Origin of the sequence: Streptomyces sp. NPDC006365 (assembly GCF_042870755.1) — a bacterium.
GTDB classification, from domain to species: Bacteria; Actinomycetota; Actinomycetes; order Streptomycetales; family Streptomycetaceae; genus Streptomyces; species Streptomyces xiangluensis.
The window spans coordinates 577,165-592,611 of sequence record NZ_JBIAHS010000002.1; the positions used below are offsets into that span (position 1 = coordinate 577,165).

Annotated in this window: 14 protein-coding genes and 1 pseudogene; 7 read left to right on the plus strand and 8 right to left on the minus strand. The window is 69.3% G+C overall.

Going from position 1 to position 15,447, the window contains the following annotated elements; translation table 11 throughout:
• Nucleotides 1-65 precede the first annotated feature (65 nt).
• The 3 genes from ACFYO0_RS07695 to ACFYO0_RS07705 are packed head-to-tail and all read right to left on the minus strand — an operon-like array spanning nt 66 to nt 5,038.
• Nucleotides 66-587, minus strand: a complete 522-nt coding sequence (locus ACFYO0_RS07695; protein WP_388672189.1) for an acetone carboxylase subunit gamma — start codon at nt 585-587, stop codon at nt 66-68.
• 24 nt (nt 588-611) lie between these two features.
• Nucleotides 612-2,852, minus strand: coding sequence for a hydantoinase B/oxoprolinase family protein (locus tag ACFYO0_RS07700; protein ID WP_388672192.1), 2,241 nt, complete (start codon nt 2,850-2,852; stop codon nt 612-614).
• A 35-nt stretch (nt 2,853-2,887) separates the two neighbouring features.
• On the minus strand, nt 2,888-5,038 hold the full coding sequence (locus tag ACFYO0_RS07705) for a hydantoinase/oxoprolinase family protein (protein WP_388672195.1): 2,151 nt from the start codon (nt 5,036-5,038) through the stop codon (nt 2,888-2,890).
• Nucleotides 5,039-5,411: 373 nt separating this feature from the next.
• Between ACFYO0_RS07705 and ACFYO0_RS07710 the strand changes: the two genes are divergently transcribed.
• The gene (locus ACFYO0_RS07710) at nt 5,412-6,296 is read left to right on the plus strand and encodes an AraC family transcriptional regulator (protein ID WP_388672198.1); all 885 of its coding nucleotides are present in this window, start codon (nt 5,412-5,414) and stop codon (nt 6,294-6,296) included.
• 169 nt (nt 6,297-6,465) lie between these two features.
• On the opposite strand, the gene ACFYO0_RS07715 is transcribed toward ACFYO0_RS07710, so the two are convergent.
• Together ACFYO0_RS07715 and ACFYO0_RS07720 are read right to left on the minus strand one after the other, a co-directional pair.
• The gene (locus ACFYO0_RS07715) at nt 6,466-7,125 is read right to left on the minus strand and encodes a response regulator (RefSeq protein WP_388672201.1); all 660 of its coding nucleotides are present in this window, start codon (nt 7,123-7,125) and stop codon (nt 6,466-6,468) included.
• Nucleotide 7,126: 1 nt separating this feature from the next.
• Nucleotides 7,127-8,269 carry a sensor histidine kinase gene (locus ACFYO0_RS07720; RefSeq protein ID WP_388672204.1) on the minus strand — a complete coding sequence of 381 codons (1,143 nt, stop codon included), beginning with the start codon at nt 8,267-8,269 and terminating at the stop codon, nt 7,127-7,129.
• A 229-nt stretch (nt 8,270-8,498) separates the two neighbouring features.
• Here ACFYO0_RS07720 and ACFYO0_RS07725 point away from each other — a divergent pair, with 229 nt between their 5' ends.
• Nucleotides 8,499-9,182 carry a hypothetical protein gene (locus ACFYO0_RS07725; RefSeq protein ID WP_388672206.1) on the plus strand — a complete coding sequence of 228 codons (684 nt, stop codon included), beginning with the start codon at nt 8,499-8,501 and terminating at the stop codon, nt 9,180-9,182.
• A gap of 87 nt (nt 9,183-9,269) precedes the next feature.
• Nucleotides 9,270-9,482 carry a hypothetical protein gene (locus tag ACFYO0_RS07730; protein ID WP_388672208.1) on the plus strand — a complete coding sequence of 71 codons (213 nt, stop codon included), beginning with the start codon at nt 9,270-9,272 and terminating at the stop codon, nt 9,480-9,482.
• Between the two features lie 70 nt (nt 9,483-9,552).
• Here ACFYO0_RS07730 and ACFYO0_RS07735 read toward each other — a convergent pair whose 3' ends face one another.
• Nucleotides 9,553-10,227: a glycoside hydrolase family 11 protein gene (locus tag ACFYO0_RS07735; RefSeq protein ID WP_388672211.1), complete on the minus strand. Its 675-nt coding sequence runs from the start codon at nt 10,225-10,227 to the stop codon at nt 9,553-9,555.
• A gap of 284 nt (nt 10,228-10,511) precedes the next feature.
• The gene (locus ACFYO0_RS07740) at nt 10,512-11,798 is read right to left on the minus strand and encodes an alginate lyase family protein (RefSeq protein ID WP_388672214.1); all 1,287 of its coding nucleotides are present in this window, start codon (nt 11,796-11,798) and stop codon (nt 10,512-10,514) included.
• A 542-nt stretch (nt 11,799-12,340) separates the two neighbouring features.
• On the opposite strand from ACFYO0_RS07740, the gene ACFYO0_RS07745 reads away from it, so the two are divergent.
• From ACFYO0_RS07745 to ACFYO0_RS07760, 4 genes and pseudogenes are all read left to right on the plus strand, one after another.
• A complete protein-coding gene (locus ACFYO0_RS07745) occupies nt 12,341-12,625 on the plus strand; it encodes a GlsB/YeaQ/YmgE family stress response membrane protein (protein ID WP_388672217.1) in 285 nt (94 codons plus the stop codon).
• A 303-nt stretch (nt 12,626-12,928) separates the two neighbouring features.
• A pseudogene (locus tag ACFYO0_RS07750) lies at nt 12,929-13,123 on the plus strand (glycosyltransferase family 9 protein); the annotation flags it as partial.
• A gap of 53 nt (nt 13,124-13,176) precedes the next feature.
• Nucleotides 13,177-14,055, plus strand: a complete 879-nt coding sequence (locus ACFYO0_RS07755) for a glycosyltransferase family 2 protein (protein WP_388672758.1) — start codon at nt 13,177-13,179, stop codon at nt 14,053-14,055.
• Nucleotides 14,052-14,948: a glycosyltransferase family 2 protein gene (locus ACFYO0_RS07760; RefSeq protein WP_388672220.1), complete on the plus strand. Its 897-nt coding sequence runs from the start codon at nt 14,052-14,054 to the stop codon at nt 14,946-14,948. Before ACFYO0_RS07755 ends, ACFYO0_RS07760 begins: the two co-directional genes overlap by 4 nt.
• A gap of 247 nt (nt 14,949-15,195) precedes the next feature.
• Here the strand turns inward: ACFYO0_RS07760 and ACFYO0_RS07765 are convergent, their stop codons facing one another.
• On the minus strand, nt 15,196-15,441 hold the full coding sequence (locus tag ACFYO0_RS07765; protein WP_388672223.1) for a hypothetical protein: 246 nt from the start codon (nt 15,439-15,441) through the stop codon (nt 15,196-15,198).
• Nucleotides 15,442-15,447: the final 6 nt, after the last annotated feature.

Here is a 15,447-nt window from a genome sequence, read left to right on the forward strand (position 1 = left end):
CTGCGTCGGGGCGGGGAGGGGGACGGCCGGCGGGGGAGGGGAAGGCGCCCCCGCCGGCCCGGGTCCTACAACGTCACGGGCAGGTCGCGGCCCAGCCACTCGGTGTAGAACGTCGCCAGGTCGGGTGTGAAGTCGACCTCCACCGGAAAGGTCGGCGGGACGCAGTCGACATCGAGGAGTGTGCCGCTGACCGGGCAGAGGAACTCGCGGATCTCGACGAGTTCGGGATCGATGGTCAGGTGTTCCTCGGGGTAGATCTCCAGGAAGTCCTCGCGGGTGCGTCGGACGATCACCCGGCAGTTCATCTTCCAGTTCCCGTTCCAGGGGCCGAGTTCTGCGCCGGCCTTCGTCTTGACGACGGCCTTGCCGTCCTTGGCGACGATGAACAGGTTCTCCCCGAGGGGGAGCAGGATCTGCTCCTCCCAGTCGACGAGTTCCTGCAGCGCGACGAGGGTTTCGGCGAAGCGGGACTCCTCCTTCGGGGCCCGCATGAGCCCGAGCAGTTCCTCCCACGACAGCTTGCGCTGCACCAGGGCGGTCGTCGTCTCCTGGCTGGAGACAGGGGGGCGGTCGTCGGCGGTGGTCATGGTGCTGCCCTCTTTCCGGAGGTGTCAGGAGGCGGTCGCGTCGGGCCGCGGGCGGCTGGACGAGCTCGGGTAGTAGAAACCGACGGGTGCCGGGGCGGAGAAGTTCGGCTCGCCGGTCTCGGTGTAGGGGAATGCGTCGAGCTGCCAGAACGCCTGGTACTGGGTGACGAGGGCGTCGGACAGTTTCGCCGAGCGGGCGAAGGCGTGGTGCACCATGTCGGAGACCTCGCCCGCGGCGGCGCGGTCGCGTTCGCCCTCCCACCACTGGGAGGCGGGTACGGACGCGGCCAGCCGAGCCTGCCGCCGTCGTTCGCGTTCGGCTTCGGTATCCGTGTCGGAGCCGGCGTAACCGTAGGCCGCACTCGCACCCTGAGTGGTCATCAGTCCGTTGGCGAGGTCCTTCTCGATGGAGGGAGTCTCGCGATCCAGCGGGTCGCCGTAGCCCGCGCCGCCGTAGTACAGCACGCCGAACAGGTCGCCTTCCCGCAGGTTCGGTGACCACTGGTTGTCCGGACCGCAGTACCAGTCCTCGGCGGTGATCGTGCCGTCCAGCAGCATCTGCTCGGCCTCTTCGAGGCTGGACGGCAGCTTCTCGCCCCGGGCGATGAGGTCGCCGATGTTGGTTCCGGTGGCCCACAGGCACTTCCAGCCCGCCGGCGGGTAGCCGCCGAAGAGCCCCTTGTGGAACACACCGCCGTTCATGCACCCGGACCCCGAGAGGGTCACGTTGACCACGTCGGAGCCCTTGACCATCCACAGCGACTGCCAGCCGGACCCGCCGCGGAAACGGCCGTAGCCCTGGTGGTCGGGGATGAAACTGCGGCCGAGGTAGACGTTGGGGCCGGTCAGCTCCCAGACCTCGGCGTCGCCCTGGATGCCTTCCGAGTTCCAGATCGGACTGCCGCAGTCCATGCCGTCGGCGACCCCGCGGGCGCCGAAGCTCTCCCCGGCCATCTCGAAGTTGTTGTAACCGGTCGGCCCGCCGAACTGGTCGAAACCGGTGACCCCCACCATGCAGGTCGGGGTCGACATCAGGATCTCTTCGGTGAATCCCCTGGCGTACCAGCTGATTCCCATCAGCCGCCAGACGTTGGCGAAGATCGGGATGAGGGTCCACCAGGCCAGTGAGGTCGCCACGCCCTGGTAGTTGGCGTTGACGATCGATCCCTCGGGCAGGTACTGCTTGACCGCCAGATACGCGCCGTCGTTGACCCGGCCGTCGTAGTTGAGGAGTTGGGTCAGGGTGATCCAGAAGCCGCCGTTCATCGGCCCGGGGGCGCAGTTGAACGGGTGGAAGCTCCAGCCGGTCGAGCCCTCGTAGTCGAGTTCTATACGGCCCTCACCGGTGACCGTCATCTCCTGACGTACGAGGTCGATGAAGTCGTTCTTCGCGAGCGGGTGCACGAACGGCACGTGGCTGCGCTTGTGTACCGGCATGGTCAGCCCGCGGTAGGTGCCCGGCACCATGGTCGTACGGACCCGCTTGAGGAACTCCCGGCGGCCTTCCTCGATCAGTTCCTTCGTGGCCTGCTGGTAGTAGCCCAGGCCGAAGTCCTCGATGATCGCGGTGAGCGCGTCACGGACCATCAGGCAGCCCGACAGCTTGGCCTTGTCGTCGAGGATCCACCAGTTGGCGTTCCTGAGGCCCATGCGCAGCCGCAGCATGTAGTCATGGCGGAAGTGGTCGTCCTCGCCGACCTTCTCCGCGCTGATGTGCAGGCCCTCGCCGTAGCGGTCCGGGGTGAGCACCGACATGCCCGGTCCCTCGTAGGTGCCCGCCTCCAGTTCGTGGGTGACCGCGCCGACCCAGGCGATGAGCTCGTCGCCGTGGAAGACCGGGATGACCGTCATGACGTCCGGCGTGTGCACACCGCCGGCCCACACCTCGTTGTTCTCGAAGATGTCCCCGGGCCGGATCCTCGGATTGTCCTCGTACCCGTTCTTGATCATGAACTTGATGAACTCGGACAGGGTGTGGACGTGCACCATGATCCCGCTGGACAGGGCGATGGCGTCGCCTTCCGGGGTGTAGAGCCCGATCACGAACTCCTCGAAGTCCCGGACCGCGGGGGAGGAGGCGATGTACTTCATCGTCTCGCGCGTCGAGATGATGGTCGACAGTAGCCGTGAGTGGAACGACTCGAACTGCAGCGGGTCGGCTTCGAGGTTGGTCAGCTCGGTCAGTCCCTGGTAGTGACCGGTTTCCTCGAAGAGTTGTTCGCTGCGTTGCAGTTGCTGGAGCAGCGTCGGCTTCTCGTTGGCCATGGTGTGTGTCTCCTCGGCAGGAAGCGGGACGGCGGTCAGGCCTGACCGGCGCGGTAGTGGATGAGGCGGCGGCTGTCGAACTCGACGTGATGGGTGGGCGGGATGAGCAGCGTGGTCGCCGGGTGCTCGATCACCGCCGGGCCGCCCACGACGTTGCCGGCCTGCAGCTCGTCCATCTCGTAGATCTGGAAGGTGATGTCCTGGCCTCTCCAGTGGCCCGGTCGGGTTCCCTTGAGGGCCGAAGAGGGCGGGGTCCTGCCGTGCAGGTCGAGCACCGGGACGGCGGGCTTGGGTGTCTCGAGGTCCGCGGAGAGCGCGAGCTCCAGGATCTGGTAACCGACCTCGGAGTACAGCGCCTGCTTCGGGTAGATGCTGGTGTAGACCCGCTCGTAGCCGCGCATCAGCTCGTGCAGGTCGTCGACCGACTCCAGCCGCTCACCGGCCCAGGGGACCTCGAAGTCCGACAGCTGGTTGGTGAAGCGCACATAGGCCGAGCGGTTCAGCTCGGCCGCGCCGAAGTCCCAGCCGTGGACGGCGAAGTCCTGACGCGCGCGCTGCTCCAGCGACGCCCAGGCCGCGTTGATCGCCTCGATCGCCGCGCCCTTGACGGCGCGGGCGGGAGCGTCGTCCCCGGGCGGGCAGGCCGCGATGGTCGCCTGGTGGTAGCGGTAGCGCCGCGGCGCGCAGAGCACGCCGAACGCCGAGAAGACGGCGGCGAACGGGAAGGTGATGATCTCCTTGAAGTCCAGCCCGTCGACCACCCCCGACAGTCCCAGCGGGCCACCACCGCCGTACATCAGCATCGAGTACTCCTCGGTGGTGTACCCGCGGCCACGGAGCATGTTCGACAGGAACTCCCGCATCGACTCGGTGACCAGCTGATGCGCCCGCTCGCAGAACTCCATGACACCGACCTTGAAATGCTTGGCCATGGGCTCCAGCGCCGCCTGCGCCGCGTCCTTGTCCAGCGGCACGTCACCGCCGAGGAAGTTGTTCGGATCCAGATAGCCCAGCAGCAGGTGGCAGTCGGTGATCGTCGGGTTCGGCCAGTTCAGGCAGGCCCCGACATCGGACCCCGCGCTCCGCGGTCCGATGGTGAGCTTCCCGGTCAGCGGGTGGATCCCCAGTTCCGAGCCCATCCCGGCGCCGATCGACTCGGTGTGGATCATCGGGATGTTGGTGCGGAAGCTCAACAGCGTGGGTTCCCGGGTGATCGGGATGGTGCCGTCGCGGACGATGCCGACGTCGAAGCTGGTGCCGCCGATGTCGCAGCAGACCACGTTGTCCGAACCGAGGATCTCCCCGACGTAGTGCCCGCCCAGCACACCGCCGACCGGACCGGACACATACGACTCGTACAGCCGGGGGGTGTCCACCGGCACGGTGCCGCCGTGTGCCAGCAGCGTGGAGACCTCCCGCTGGAAACCGTCCGAACGCGCCTTGCTCTCCACGGACTTGAAGTGCCCCCGCGCTCGCTCCCCGGCGTAGGACTGCGCGACGACACTGGCCAGCCGCGTGTACTCCTTGTGGGTCGGCGCGATCGCCGAGGACAGCACCACCGAGACGCCGGGTGCCTCCTCGGCGATGATCTCGGCCGCACGCTGCTCGTGCGCGGGGTTCATGTGCGAGAACAGGAACATCACACCGATCGACTCGACCCCGGCGGCCGCCAGCTCCCGCGCGGCGATCCGTACGTCTTCCTCCCGCAGGGGGACGGTCACCTGGCCGAACAGATCGATGCGTTCCTGGGCGCCACGCACCCGCTGCCGCGGGATCACCGGATCGTCGTGGTGATGGGTCACGGTGTGCAGCCGGTCGGCGTAGGGATAGCCCAGCCAGCCGCCCTCGGCCTTCTCCATCAGCAGGTAGTCCTCGAAGCCCTGCGTCAGCAGCAGCCCCACCGTCGACCCGGTCTTGCTGAGCAGCGTGTTCAGCATGATCGTGCCGGCGTAGACGATGACCTCACTGTGCGGCATCACCTCGGACAGCTCTCTGCCGTCGGTCTTCGCCGCGTCGGCGATCGAACCGATGAAACTGACCGACTCGTCCTGCTTGTTGGTCAGATACTTGCCGACCAGGAACCGGCCGTCCTCGCTGACGATGACCGCGTCCGTCATCGTGCCGCCCGCATCCAGGGCGACCCAGTTGCTCTCGCCTGCGCCGGGTGATTGATCTTGAGCTGTCACGGGTGCATCTCCGATCCAACGGAAGCTGCGGCGCCGTACGAGCCCACCTGATGGCCCAGCGCCGTACGAGCGCCCACCTGATGGCCGACAACGGTGCACCGGAACCCGTCGAAAGGCTTGAACAGGAATGCCCGGGCGTTGAAGGAATGCGTACGGCCGGCGAAGACACGGAAGAACGCGCACGTCATGGAGACACGGGGCGTCTCGACGCGTTGAACAATCCGCTGAGCGGATTGAACATGCGGAGCCGACAATCAGCCTGACCTGTCGCATTCCGCCCGCAGGCGCTAGCGTCCCAACGCGACGAGTTGCCGCGCACTCGCGGCGCCGCAGCCCGTTGCCGAGCGTCAACGTCGACGTGGAGGGCAGTCCGATGGCGCAACAACTGATCAGGCCGGACGAGCTTCCGACCTGGGTGCCGGGGCGCCTCACCGTGCACAGTCCCGAACAGGGCTGGGACGGTATGTCGGTACGCGGATACCGCTACGCCGGCTCCGATGTCGAAGTCCCCCCGATCCGGGACTACATGATCGTCGCCTATCGCCGCGGAACCACCGCCATGCGACGCCGCCTCGACGGCCATTGGTCGACCGAACACCTCGGCCCCGGGGACGTCTCACTGCTCACCCGCGCCGCCGAATCCCACTGGGTCTGGCCGGAGGGCATCGAGGTCGTGCACGTCTACCTCACCCAGGACGAACTCGCCGCGACCTGCCGTCAGATGTACGAACGCGATATAGCCGACATAGAACTCCACGACGTACTCAAGGCCAGCGACCCGGCGATCCACCGCACGGCCATGCACATCGCCGCCGAGGCCGCGCACAGCGACGTGGGCAGTCCCCTGTTGATCGAGTCCCTGTCCTGTCAACTGTCCGTGCACATCCTGCGGCGCCACGCCCAGGTGCAGTTCAAGGAGCACAGCCCCAACGACACGCTCACCACACGACAGATCAGTGCCGTTCAGGAATACATTCGCTCGCACATGCGCGAGAACATCTCTCTCGACGACCTGGCCGACTGCGTCGGCCTGAGCCGCTACCACTTCGCGCGGCGGTTCCGGCGGACCACGGGGACCACTCCACACGAATTCCTCATCCAACAGCGTGTCTCACGGGCCCAGCTCATGCTCCAGCGGACCAGCAACCCACTGCGGGAAGTCGCAACTCTTTGCGGCTTCTCCGACCAGAGCCACATGACACGCGTCTTCCAGCAGAGGCTGGGCACCACGCCGGGCAAGTTCAGGGCCGGAAGCTGAGTCGGCGGGGAACCGCAAGCCAGGGTGCGGCGGGAGTCGTCCCCGAGCGGCCCCGTGCGGACGCCGTACCGCTTGCGCAGGAGAGGGGAACGCTTCGTGCCGTGCGTCCATCTGGAACAGGAGCATGGTGTCCGCGTGCCGTCGCATACCTGTCAGTCACTCAAGGACCTCACAACAGGCCGAGGTCCCGGGCGCGGAGCGCCGCCTGGGTGCGGTCGCGTAGGGCGAGGCGGGTGAGGATGCGGGAGACGTGGTTCTTGACCGTGCCCTCGCTGAGGTATAGGCGTGCGGCGATCTCCCGGTTGGTGTGGCCGTGTGCCAGGAGCCGCAGTATGTCCGTCTCACGTGGGCTCAGCGAGACGGCGGGAGGCGCGTCGGCGGGGGCGGGGGACGGCAGGGCGGCGGTGAGGTGGCGGGCGACGGAGGAGTCGAGCTGTGTGACGCCGGCGTGTGCCAGGCGTACCGCGTGTGCGAGTTCCTCGGCGGGCAGGTCCTTGAGCAGGTAGCCGTGGGCTCCGGCGCGCAGTGCCTGTACGACGTACTCCTCGTCGTCGAACGTCGTCAGCATCACCACTCGGCAATCCGGCGCCCGGCCGCGCAGGACGGCAACCGCCTCGACCCCGTCCATCCCCGGCATCCGGACGTCCAGGAGTATGACGTCCGGGGCCAGCTCCAGTGTCTTCGCCACGGCATCCCGGCCGTCCACGGCCGTGCCGACGATCTCGATGCCCGGCCGGATGGAAAGCAGGGAGGCGATGCCGTCCCGGATGAGCCGCTGGTCGTCCACCACCAGCACCCGTACAGGCGTCTGCGTCGGCTCCTGATCCATGTCACATCTCCCCCGTCTTCCCGCGCGGAACGGTCACCATCAGCCGTGTGCCGGCGCCCGGGCCGCTCTCGATGTCCACGCTCCCCGCCACCAGCTGCACCCGCTCCCTCATCCCGACCAGCCCGAACCCGGTGGCGGCCGCGTCCGGTGCGAAGCCGCGGCCGTCGTCCGTCACCACCAGCCGCGCGGCGTCCCCGGCCAGCCGAACGACCACCGTCACCTGCGAGGCCAGGGCATGGCGGCGCGCGTTGGTCACGCCCTCCTGCGCGGCCCGGTACAGGGCGGTCAGCTCGGCCGTGCCGTAACCGTCCTCGTCGCCGCTCACCTCGACGGTGACCCGAGGTGGCGCCCCGCCGTCTCGCGCCAGGCCGGCCAGCACGGCCGACAACGCGGGGCGCGCTGCCTCGCCGCGCAGCGCGCGCACCGACTGCCGTACGTCGCCCAGCGCGAGCCGCACCGACCGCCTCGCCTCGTTCAGCGCCCGCTGGGCCGCGTCGGGGTCCAGGGTCCGGAAGTCCGAGGCCATCTCCAACTGCACGGACATCGCGGTGAGATGGTGACCGAGGCTGTCATGGATGTCCCGGGCCAGCCGGTTGCGCTCGGTGGCGGCGGACAGCGCGGCGACCCGGGCGGCGTACTCCTGGAGTTCGAGCCGTGCGCGCTGCTCGCCGACGGCCACGGCTGCCATGGAGAGCGCCAGCACCAGGCCGACGGTGAGCATCAGCAGATCGGACACGTGCTCCGGGTCGCGGTACCAGCCGGGTGCGGTCAGCAGGTACGCGGTGAGCAGCCCGGCCGGGCACAGGGCGCCCAGCGCGAGCGCGGTCGTGCGGCCGAAGGCGAAGTAGGCGGTGAACGGCGGCAGCACGAACAGCACTTGGGACAGTCCCGAGGCGTCGAGGAGCACCACCGCGCCGATCAGGGCGCACCGCGCCAGCAGCACCGGCACCCGGGCAGCGGGCCGGCGGTGTCCCGCCGCCTCCAGGGCGAAAAGCGCCCCGATCGCGGCGACGAAGCCGACCGTCCGCCACGCCGTCGGTCCGGAGCCGGCGCCCAGGCCTGCCGCCGCGTAGTACAGACCGCCGACGAGCACCGCACCGTACAGCAGGGGCGCCACCCACCGCACGGGCACAAACGCCGTCATCGGACCCCCTCACCCGCTGTCGCCAGGCTAAGCCGAAGACGGCCTCTGAGTGACCCCGGCGGGGCACTCCGGCCAGGTCGGGCCGACCGGCACATGCCGAACGGCCGCATACAGCCCGGGAGATGGTGACCTCCGGCCACCGATGTCGCCGCCCTTCACCTCCCGTCGCCAGTCGCCCGCTCCCTACGGTTGCCGCCCTGACCCACTTCCGAGCAACCGGAGCGGTTTCATGACCTCGCCGACCATCTCATCGACAGTCCGTGCCGGCGCCCTGTGCGGGGTGCTGTCCGGCCTGCTGCTCGCCCTGCCCGCGCTGATCGAGGTATTCACCGGGGAGACCTCCGCGACCAGCGTCCCGCTCGCCCTGTCCCCGGCGTTCGCCCTGCCGCTGCTCACCGCGCTGCACCGGCGGCAGAGTCCGGCCACCGGCCGCTTCGGGGACGTCGCCCACACTGTGAACCTCATCGGTCTCGGCCTGTTCGGCGGTGCCGCGTTCGCCGCGAACCTGGTGCTGTTCTACTTCGACGACGACGTCCTGGACGAGACCCTGACCGGCCCCACGATCCCCGTGCTCATCGGCTCCGCGACCGTCTTCGCCGTAGGCTGCGCCCTGTTCGGGGCGGCCCTGCTCCGCGCCCGGGTGTTCCCAAGGATCCCGTCGTGGGGGTACGCCGTCGTCCTGCCACTGTTCGCGTTCCTGACCCCGCTGCCGGAGTCCCTGCTCACGAGCTCGCTGCACATCCTGGTCGGCGTCATCCTGATCTGGCTCTCCGCCGCGCTGTTGCACACCTCGCGGACCGAGGAGACGCCGCACAGGGACGAGCAGGACAGGGACGAAAGCCTTGGGCAGCGGGGAGTCGCCGGCGAGTCCGCGGACCGCGTCGTGGATGGTCCGGTGGGACCGGTTCGGTGATCCGGGCGGGGAGGCGGTCACGCTGTTGGAATTGCGTGACCGTCGAACCGCCCCCGCCGGTGCGGAGAAAACAACACCATCGCCCTCATGACCGCACTGACCGGACTGGAGCCCGACGTACCCGCCGGACGCCTCCACCTCCGGCCGACAGGCCCACTCCCCGTCGGCGCGCTCACAGTCACAGGGCTCAACGTCGCGGGAGAACGGCTCGACGTCGCCATCGGCTCCGACGGCCGGATCGAATCGGTTTCGGCACCTGCGGGACTGATCGTCGAGGAGCACGCGGCCTCACAGTCCTGAGGCGCCCCGGCCGACCTGTGCCCACCCCGACCGACCTGTGCTCAGCCCCGACCGACACCGACGGAACGAACTATGCCGCGACCGTGATGTTGGAGTTCCCGCTGCTCCGGTAGCCCTCGGTCGCGAGGATCATGTAGTACCTGAAGCTGCCGAGGGGCATCCCCGCGCGGGCCCAGGCGTCGAAGTGGTTGCCTGTGGTGATGGTGCCGCCCGTCCGCCTCGACTGCCGCACGCTCCAGTACTGGTTGAAGGTCCTGACGCCTTCGACGGACGGCGCGTTGTACCGCGTTGTCTGGTAGATGTCGTACGTGCCGCCGTCACTGCTGACAGCGCCCTTGTACGTGCCCGTTGGCCGGTAGGTGCCCCAGTTGTCGACGACGTAGTACTCGACGAGCGGGTTCGACGTCCACCCGTACAGGCACAGGTAGCCGTTGCCGGAGGGATTGAAGGTGCCCGAGTACCTCACGGTCCTGCGCGAGCCGTTGCTCCAGCCCTTGCCGGCGACGAAGTTCCCGGTGTTTCTCCAGCTCGTGCTGTAGTTGCCGCCGGAGCCCAGGGTCATGGAGACCGTGCCCTGCGCGTCGGTCCAGAACGAGTAGTAGAAGCCGTTGTTGGTGCCGGTCTGGTTCGTGGTGATGACGGTGGCGGCGCGGGCGGTACCGGGCAGGGCCAGTGCCGACGCGGCCCCTAACAGCAAGCCGCAGGCGGCCCTGCGGGTCGTCGGGTGTGCGGGTACCAGGTTCATGTGAGGGCTCCTCCTCATCTGAGGCCGGGATGTGGTCGAAGTGTGGGCATGCTCTCGACAAGTGTCAATAGTTGCGGTTTCGGTTACGAATATTTCGAAGGCCTCAAGCCCTTGATCAAGGGCTTGAGGCCTTCGAAGCAGAGGGGCGCTTCCGGGAAATTCCTAGGGCCTGGGCTTCGAATGTTTCGAAGGGGAGGAGCGGCCTGCGTCGGGCGCTCCGGACTTCCAGTCGCGGGGCAGCGCGCGCGTCGAGGCATGTGACGGGCCCTCTGGCCTCTGGTTGGTCAGAACAACTCCGAGGACAGCAGTTCGGCGGCGGGCCGCAGAGTCCAGAGATCGCCGCCGGGCGGTGGGATGAGCAGGGGCAGCGCCGCCCGCGCGTCGCGGTCGCCTGCGTCGGCGGCTGCGTGGATGACGTCGTCCGCCTTCCATATCTCGAAGTTCGACTCGGGGTAGGGCCAGGGCGCCGTGCCCGTAGCGGCCGGGAGGAGGAAGCCGACGGCCTTGAACACGCTCTGGCCGTCGGGGCCTTGGTACTTCCAGAGGTTGATGCCTACGTGCCGTCCGACGTCGGCGAGCCGGGCGAGGGCGAGCAGGTTGAAGGCGGAGTAGTGGTAGCTGCGGGTGCGGCGGATCTCCTGCGGCTGGCTGCCGTCTGGGGAGATGCCCTGGTCGATGCGGGTGGTCCGTGCCTGGGTGACGGTCTGGCGGGCCAGTTGTGGGCGCCCGACGGCCAGCGCGATGGCGGACACCTGCATGTCGGCGAAGGTGCCGTGGTTGTTGACGGCCGCGGATTCCGCCTTGCCGAAGTCGCTTGTGGTCAGCCAGTCGAGGTACTGGACGGACCAGGAGCGGAATCCGTCATGGTCGCCACGGGCCCAGCCGGGGGCGCCGGTGTCCAAGATCGCGGCCGCATCGAGCAGGCTCGTGAAGCCCAGGGAGAACTCGATGAGGCCGGCCGCCCGGCCGTCGTCACCGCAGGGCACGAACTGGGCGTTGATCAGGCGTGGGTTCATCCTCGTCTCCGGCGTGACGAACCAGGTGCGCAGAATGTCGGCCGCGTGCCGGGCGTACGCGGCCTGGCCGGTGTAGTACCAGGCGAGGCTGAGGGTGTAGGCGGACGCGAAGACGTAGGCACGGTTGGCGTGGTCGGGGATCGCGTCGGCTTCAGGGTTTCGCTGGCCGTCCCTGCTCACGTACGGGCAGCCCAACGGGTTGTCGGGCGTCTTCGGCTGGCTGGGCCACCAGTACGGGGCCTGACTCAGGTAGTCGTGCTTGTCACCGCTGGGCGGGGTCTGTGTCTTGTCGGTGACGCTCCAGGGGCCCTGGCCGAGCCACTTGTCGGCCTGCTGGACCAGGTCGGCGAGAGCGCGTCGCCGCACCGGGTCCCCCTGGTTGAGGCGTTGTTTCGCGTGCACCAGGCGTTTGCCGTCGAGCACGACGGTTCGGGGGACGCGCTGCTCGGCTACCACCGTGCCGGCCGGGACCGCGGCTCCGGTCGGGATCGCGGCGACGAGCAGCAACAGGATGGCCGCGCCGAGGGACAACAGGCCAACGGTACGTTTGTGCATGACGACTCCTCATCACATGGATGAACGACGTTCACATGCGTACCTGATGGACGGTAGAAGCGTCACTCGCGGACGGCAATACCCGTGACCTGACGTCATCCGATGAATAGGCGTAACTCTGTCGGTGGTCGTCGTCATCTCGTGATGAGTTCCGCTCCTTACGCGCCGTGAGATCGGATGTATGGGGAAGATGGTGCGCCGCGGTCGTCGGGTGCGAGCACGCAACGCGGCCCGCGCTCGTGGCGGCCGGATCGTTATCGCGGTGAACGCCTACGACTCCACCAGAGGCCCCTGCGCCGAGCTGTTCGTCATCGGCGCGGCGGGCCGCCCAGGGTGCAGTGTGACGGACCGTCAGCGAACCGGCACCCACCTGCTGAGGAGAACAGCCGAACCCCACCGGTGCTGCCATCTGGAATGTTCTCCGGCCCATGTCGGGCCGTGCGTTCGAGGGCTTTGGCGCCAACTGCTGTTTGGTGACGTGCTCATGGGTAACCCGTCCGGCGAACCGGACACAAAGCCGGACACAAAGGAGAAACTCTGCCATGGGCATCATCGCGTGGATAATCATCGGTCTGCTCGCTGGGGCCATTGCCAAAGCGCTCATGCCGGGCAAGGACCCGGGCGGAATCATTGTCACCATGCTCATCGGCATCGCCGGAGGCCTGCTTGGAGGCTTCCTCGGCAAGGTGGCCTTCGGAGTCGACTCGATCGACGGCTTCTTCGACCTGTCCACCTGGATCGCGGCCATCGTCGGGTCCGTCATCCTCCTCGCGCTGTACCGGCTGTTCACCAGCCGTGGACACGGGCGCGGACACGTCCATGCATAGCGGACACGTCCATGCATAGCAGGCTCGTTCTCGAACTGCGGCCCGGGACGGGTGAGTCCGGGCCGCATCGCGTGGGCCGGTAGTCCGGCGAACAGGAAGAAGCAGAAGGCCGCGACCACGGAGAGGCACGCGATCACCTTGTGCGAGCGGCTCACCCCGCGTCGACCTCCACGCCTTGGGAAGCGCACCGAGCCAGGACCGGAAACGCCCGCGCTGGGGCTCCGGGTCCAGCGGATCGTTCGGCAGCGGCGGCCCGGCGGGACATGAGTACGTCAGCCCTCCGTGGGGTCGCCGCGTCATGGACCCTCCGTCACCCTCTTCGGGCCCGTCCCGCCCAGCCGCTGGGGCCCGCCCGCGCACCCGCGCCATCAGGTCCTGTGGCACCCCGGCCCGGACGGCGACCCGCACGGGCGCCGCACCGACCCCGCCCTGCTGCGTATCCGCTCCGAAGACGTCCTCGACGTCCTCGACCGACTCCCCGACGCAAACCCGTCATGAACCACGCACCCGTCATGAACCACGGGCCCGGCATGAACCACGGGCCCGTCGACATGAACCACGCGCCCGTCGGTGTCGTCATCGCCACCCGCAACCGTGCGCCCTCGCTGGCCCGCACCCTCCGTCACCTTCTCGACCTGCCCGAGCGGCCCCCCGTCCTCGTCGCCGACAACGCCTCCACCGACGGCACCCGCGACCTCCTCGCCCGCGACTTCCCCCAGGTCCGCATGCTGAGCCTCCCCTCCAACCGCGGAGCCCTCGCCCGCACACACGGCGTCCGGGCCCTCGACACCCCATACGTGGCGTTCAGCGACGACGACTCCTGGTGGGCGCCGGGCGCCCTGAGCCGCGCGGCCCGCCTGTTCGACGCCCACCCGCGGCTCGGCCTGCTCTCCGCGCGCACCCTGATCGGGCCCGCCGCCGATCCCGACCCGCTCAACGACACGCTCGCCACGTCCCCGCTGGGCCCTGCGGCCGACCTGCCCGGCGCCCAGGTCCTCGGCTTCCTCGCCTGCGCCTCCGTCGTCCGCCGCAGCGCCTACCTGGACGCGGGCGGCTTCCACCCCCTGCTGTTCTTCGGCGGCGAGGAAACTCTGCTCGCCTACGACCTCGCCGCCCGCGGCTGGGGCGTCACCCACTGCCCTGACGTGCTCGCCCACCACCACCCGGCACCGTCGCCCCGCACCGACCGCCCGGCCACCGTCCGCCGCAACGCCCTGCTCACCGCATGGCTGCGCCGCCCCCTGCCGTACGCCCTGGCCCGCACCCGCGACCTCGCCGCCGAGGCCCGCCACGACCCCCACGCCCGCCACGCCCTGCGCCAGACCCTTGTGCGCCTGCCCGCCGCACTGCGGGCCCGCAGGCCGCTGCCCCCGCACGTCGAGCGGGCCGCCGGCAGCCTGGACGCCGCAGACACCGGAGCACCGGTATGACCGACCCCCGCACGACCGTCGTCGTCATCACCCACAACCGCCGCCCCGAACTCCTGCGCACCCTCGACCACCTGGCCCAACTGCCGGAGCGGCCCCCTGTCATCGTCACCGACAACGCCTCCACCGACGGCACCGCCTCCGCCGTCGCCCGCCTCCACCCCGAAGTACGGCTGCTGCGTCCCGGCCGCAACCTCGGCGCCGTCGGCCGCAACCTGGCCATGCGCCAGGTGCACACGCCGTACGTGGCCTTCTGCGACGACGACTCCTGGTGGGCGCCGGACTCCCTGTCCGGTGCCGCCGACCTGCTCGACCGGCATCCCGCACTCGGCGCCGTCACGGCACGTATCGTCGTCGAACCGGACGGCACCGAGGACCCGATCGTCACCGAACTGCGCAACTCGCCGATTCCCGGGCCCTCTTGGCTGCCCGGGCCGGCCATCGGCTCCTTCCTGGCCGCCGCGACCGTGCTGCGCGCCGACGCCTTCCGGGCCGCGGGCGGCTTCCACCCCCGGCTGTGGCTGGGCGGCGAGGAGGAACTGCTCGCCGCGGACCTCGCGGCGGACGGCTGGTGGCTGACGTACGCGGAGCACCTGACCGTCCATCACCGGCCCTCGGTCGTCCGGAACGCCACGCTGCGGCGGGCCCACGGCATCCGCAACACGCTGTGGTTCACCTGGCTCCGCCGCCCGGCAGGGCCCGCGCTCCGCCGCACCGTGGACCTGGCCCGCACCGTGCCGCACGACACCGTGTCACTGCGCGCCTTCGCCGAGGCCGCCGCAGCGCTGCCGTGGGTACTGCGCGAACGGCGCGTGCTTCCCCCGGAGGTCGAGTCCCGGCTGCGGTTGCTGGAGGATTCCCAGCGCCATTCGAGGGCCCGCCGCTACACGGGCTGAACCGCCGCACGGGCTTCGGTTTCGGGCACGGCCTACCCCAGGAATCCGCGATCCGGGGTAGATGAGGGGTAGCCGAAGGGGAAAGCAGCCGACTGAGTCGGCACGCCGAACGCGCTGTGAGCAGATCCGCCCAGCCCAGCCCAGCCCGGTCCCCAGTCCGGTCCCCAGTCCGGTCCCCAGTCCGGTCCCCGGTCCGGTCCCCGGTCCGGTCCCTAGCCGTGGTGCCGACTCAGTAGCGTGCCGCGGCTCAGCCGCCCTGCTCCGTCACCATCGCGTCGAGGGTGGCCGCGACCGTCCTGAGATCCCCCGGCGCCGACCGGGCGGCGCCCAGGCGTTCCCTGAGCTCCCGGCCGGACATCACCGTCATCGCGCCGCGACAGCGCTCCGAGTCCACCTCCGGAGCGGAGACCACTTCGGCCCGCCCGCGGAGCAGCACCAGCACCGCGTCGTCCTCACGGTTCAGCAGCGCGCGGACATGAGCTTCAGTGATCATCGGAAT

Coding starts and splice junctions, on each gene's coding strand:
- ACFYO0_RS07695 (WP_388672189.1), bottom strand. CDS start 587: ATGACCACCGCCGACGACCGCCCCCCTGTCTCCAGCCAGGAGACGACG.
- ACFYO0_RS07700 (WP_388672192.1), bottom strand. CDS start 2,852: ATGGCCAACGAGAAGCCGACGCTGCTCCAGCAACTGCAACGCAGCGAA.
- ACFYO0_RS07710 (WP_388672198.1), top strand. CDS start 5,412: ATGGCGCAACAACTGATCAGGCCGGACGAGCTTCCGACCTGGGTGCCG.
- ACFYO0_RS07715 (WP_388672201.1), bottom strand. CDS start 7,125: ATGGATCAGGAGCCGACGCAGACGCCTGTACGGGTGCTGGTGGTGGAC.
- ACFYO0_RS07720 (WP_388672204.1), bottom strand. CDS start 8,269: ATGACGGCGTTTGTGCCCGTGCGGTGGGTGGCGCCCCTGCTGTACGGT.
- ACFYO0_RS07725 (WP_388672206.1), top strand. CDS start 8,499: ATGACCTCGCCGACCATCTCATCGACAGTCCGTGCCGGCGCCCTGTGC.
- ACFYO0_RS07730 (WP_388672208.1), top strand. CDS start 9,270: ATGACCGCACTGACCGGACTGGAGCCCGACGTACCCGCCGGACGCCTC.
- ACFYO0_RS07735 (WP_388672211.1), bottom strand. CDS start 10,227: ATGAACCTGGTACCCGCACACCCGACGACCCGCAGGGCCGCCTGCGGC.
- ACFYO0_RS07740 (WP_388672214.1), bottom strand. CDS start 11,798: ATGCACAAACGTACCGTTGGCCTGTTGTCCCTCGGCGCGGCCATCCTG.
- ACFYO0_RS07745 (WP_388672217.1), top strand. CDS start 12,341: ATGGGCATCATCGCGTGGATAATCATCGGTCTGCTCGCTGGGGCCATT.
- ACFYO0_RS07755 (WP_388672758.1), top strand. CDS start 13,177: ATGAACCACGCGCCCGTCGGTGTCGTCATCGCCACCCGCAACCGTGCG.
- ACFYO0_RS07760 (WP_388672220.1), top strand. CDS start 14,052: ATGACCGACCCCCGCACGACCGTCGTCGTCATCACCCACAACCGCCGC.
- ACFYO0_RS07765 (WP_388672223.1), bottom strand. CDS start 15,441: ATGATCACTGAAGCTCATGTCCGCGCGCTGCTGAACCGTGAGGACGAC.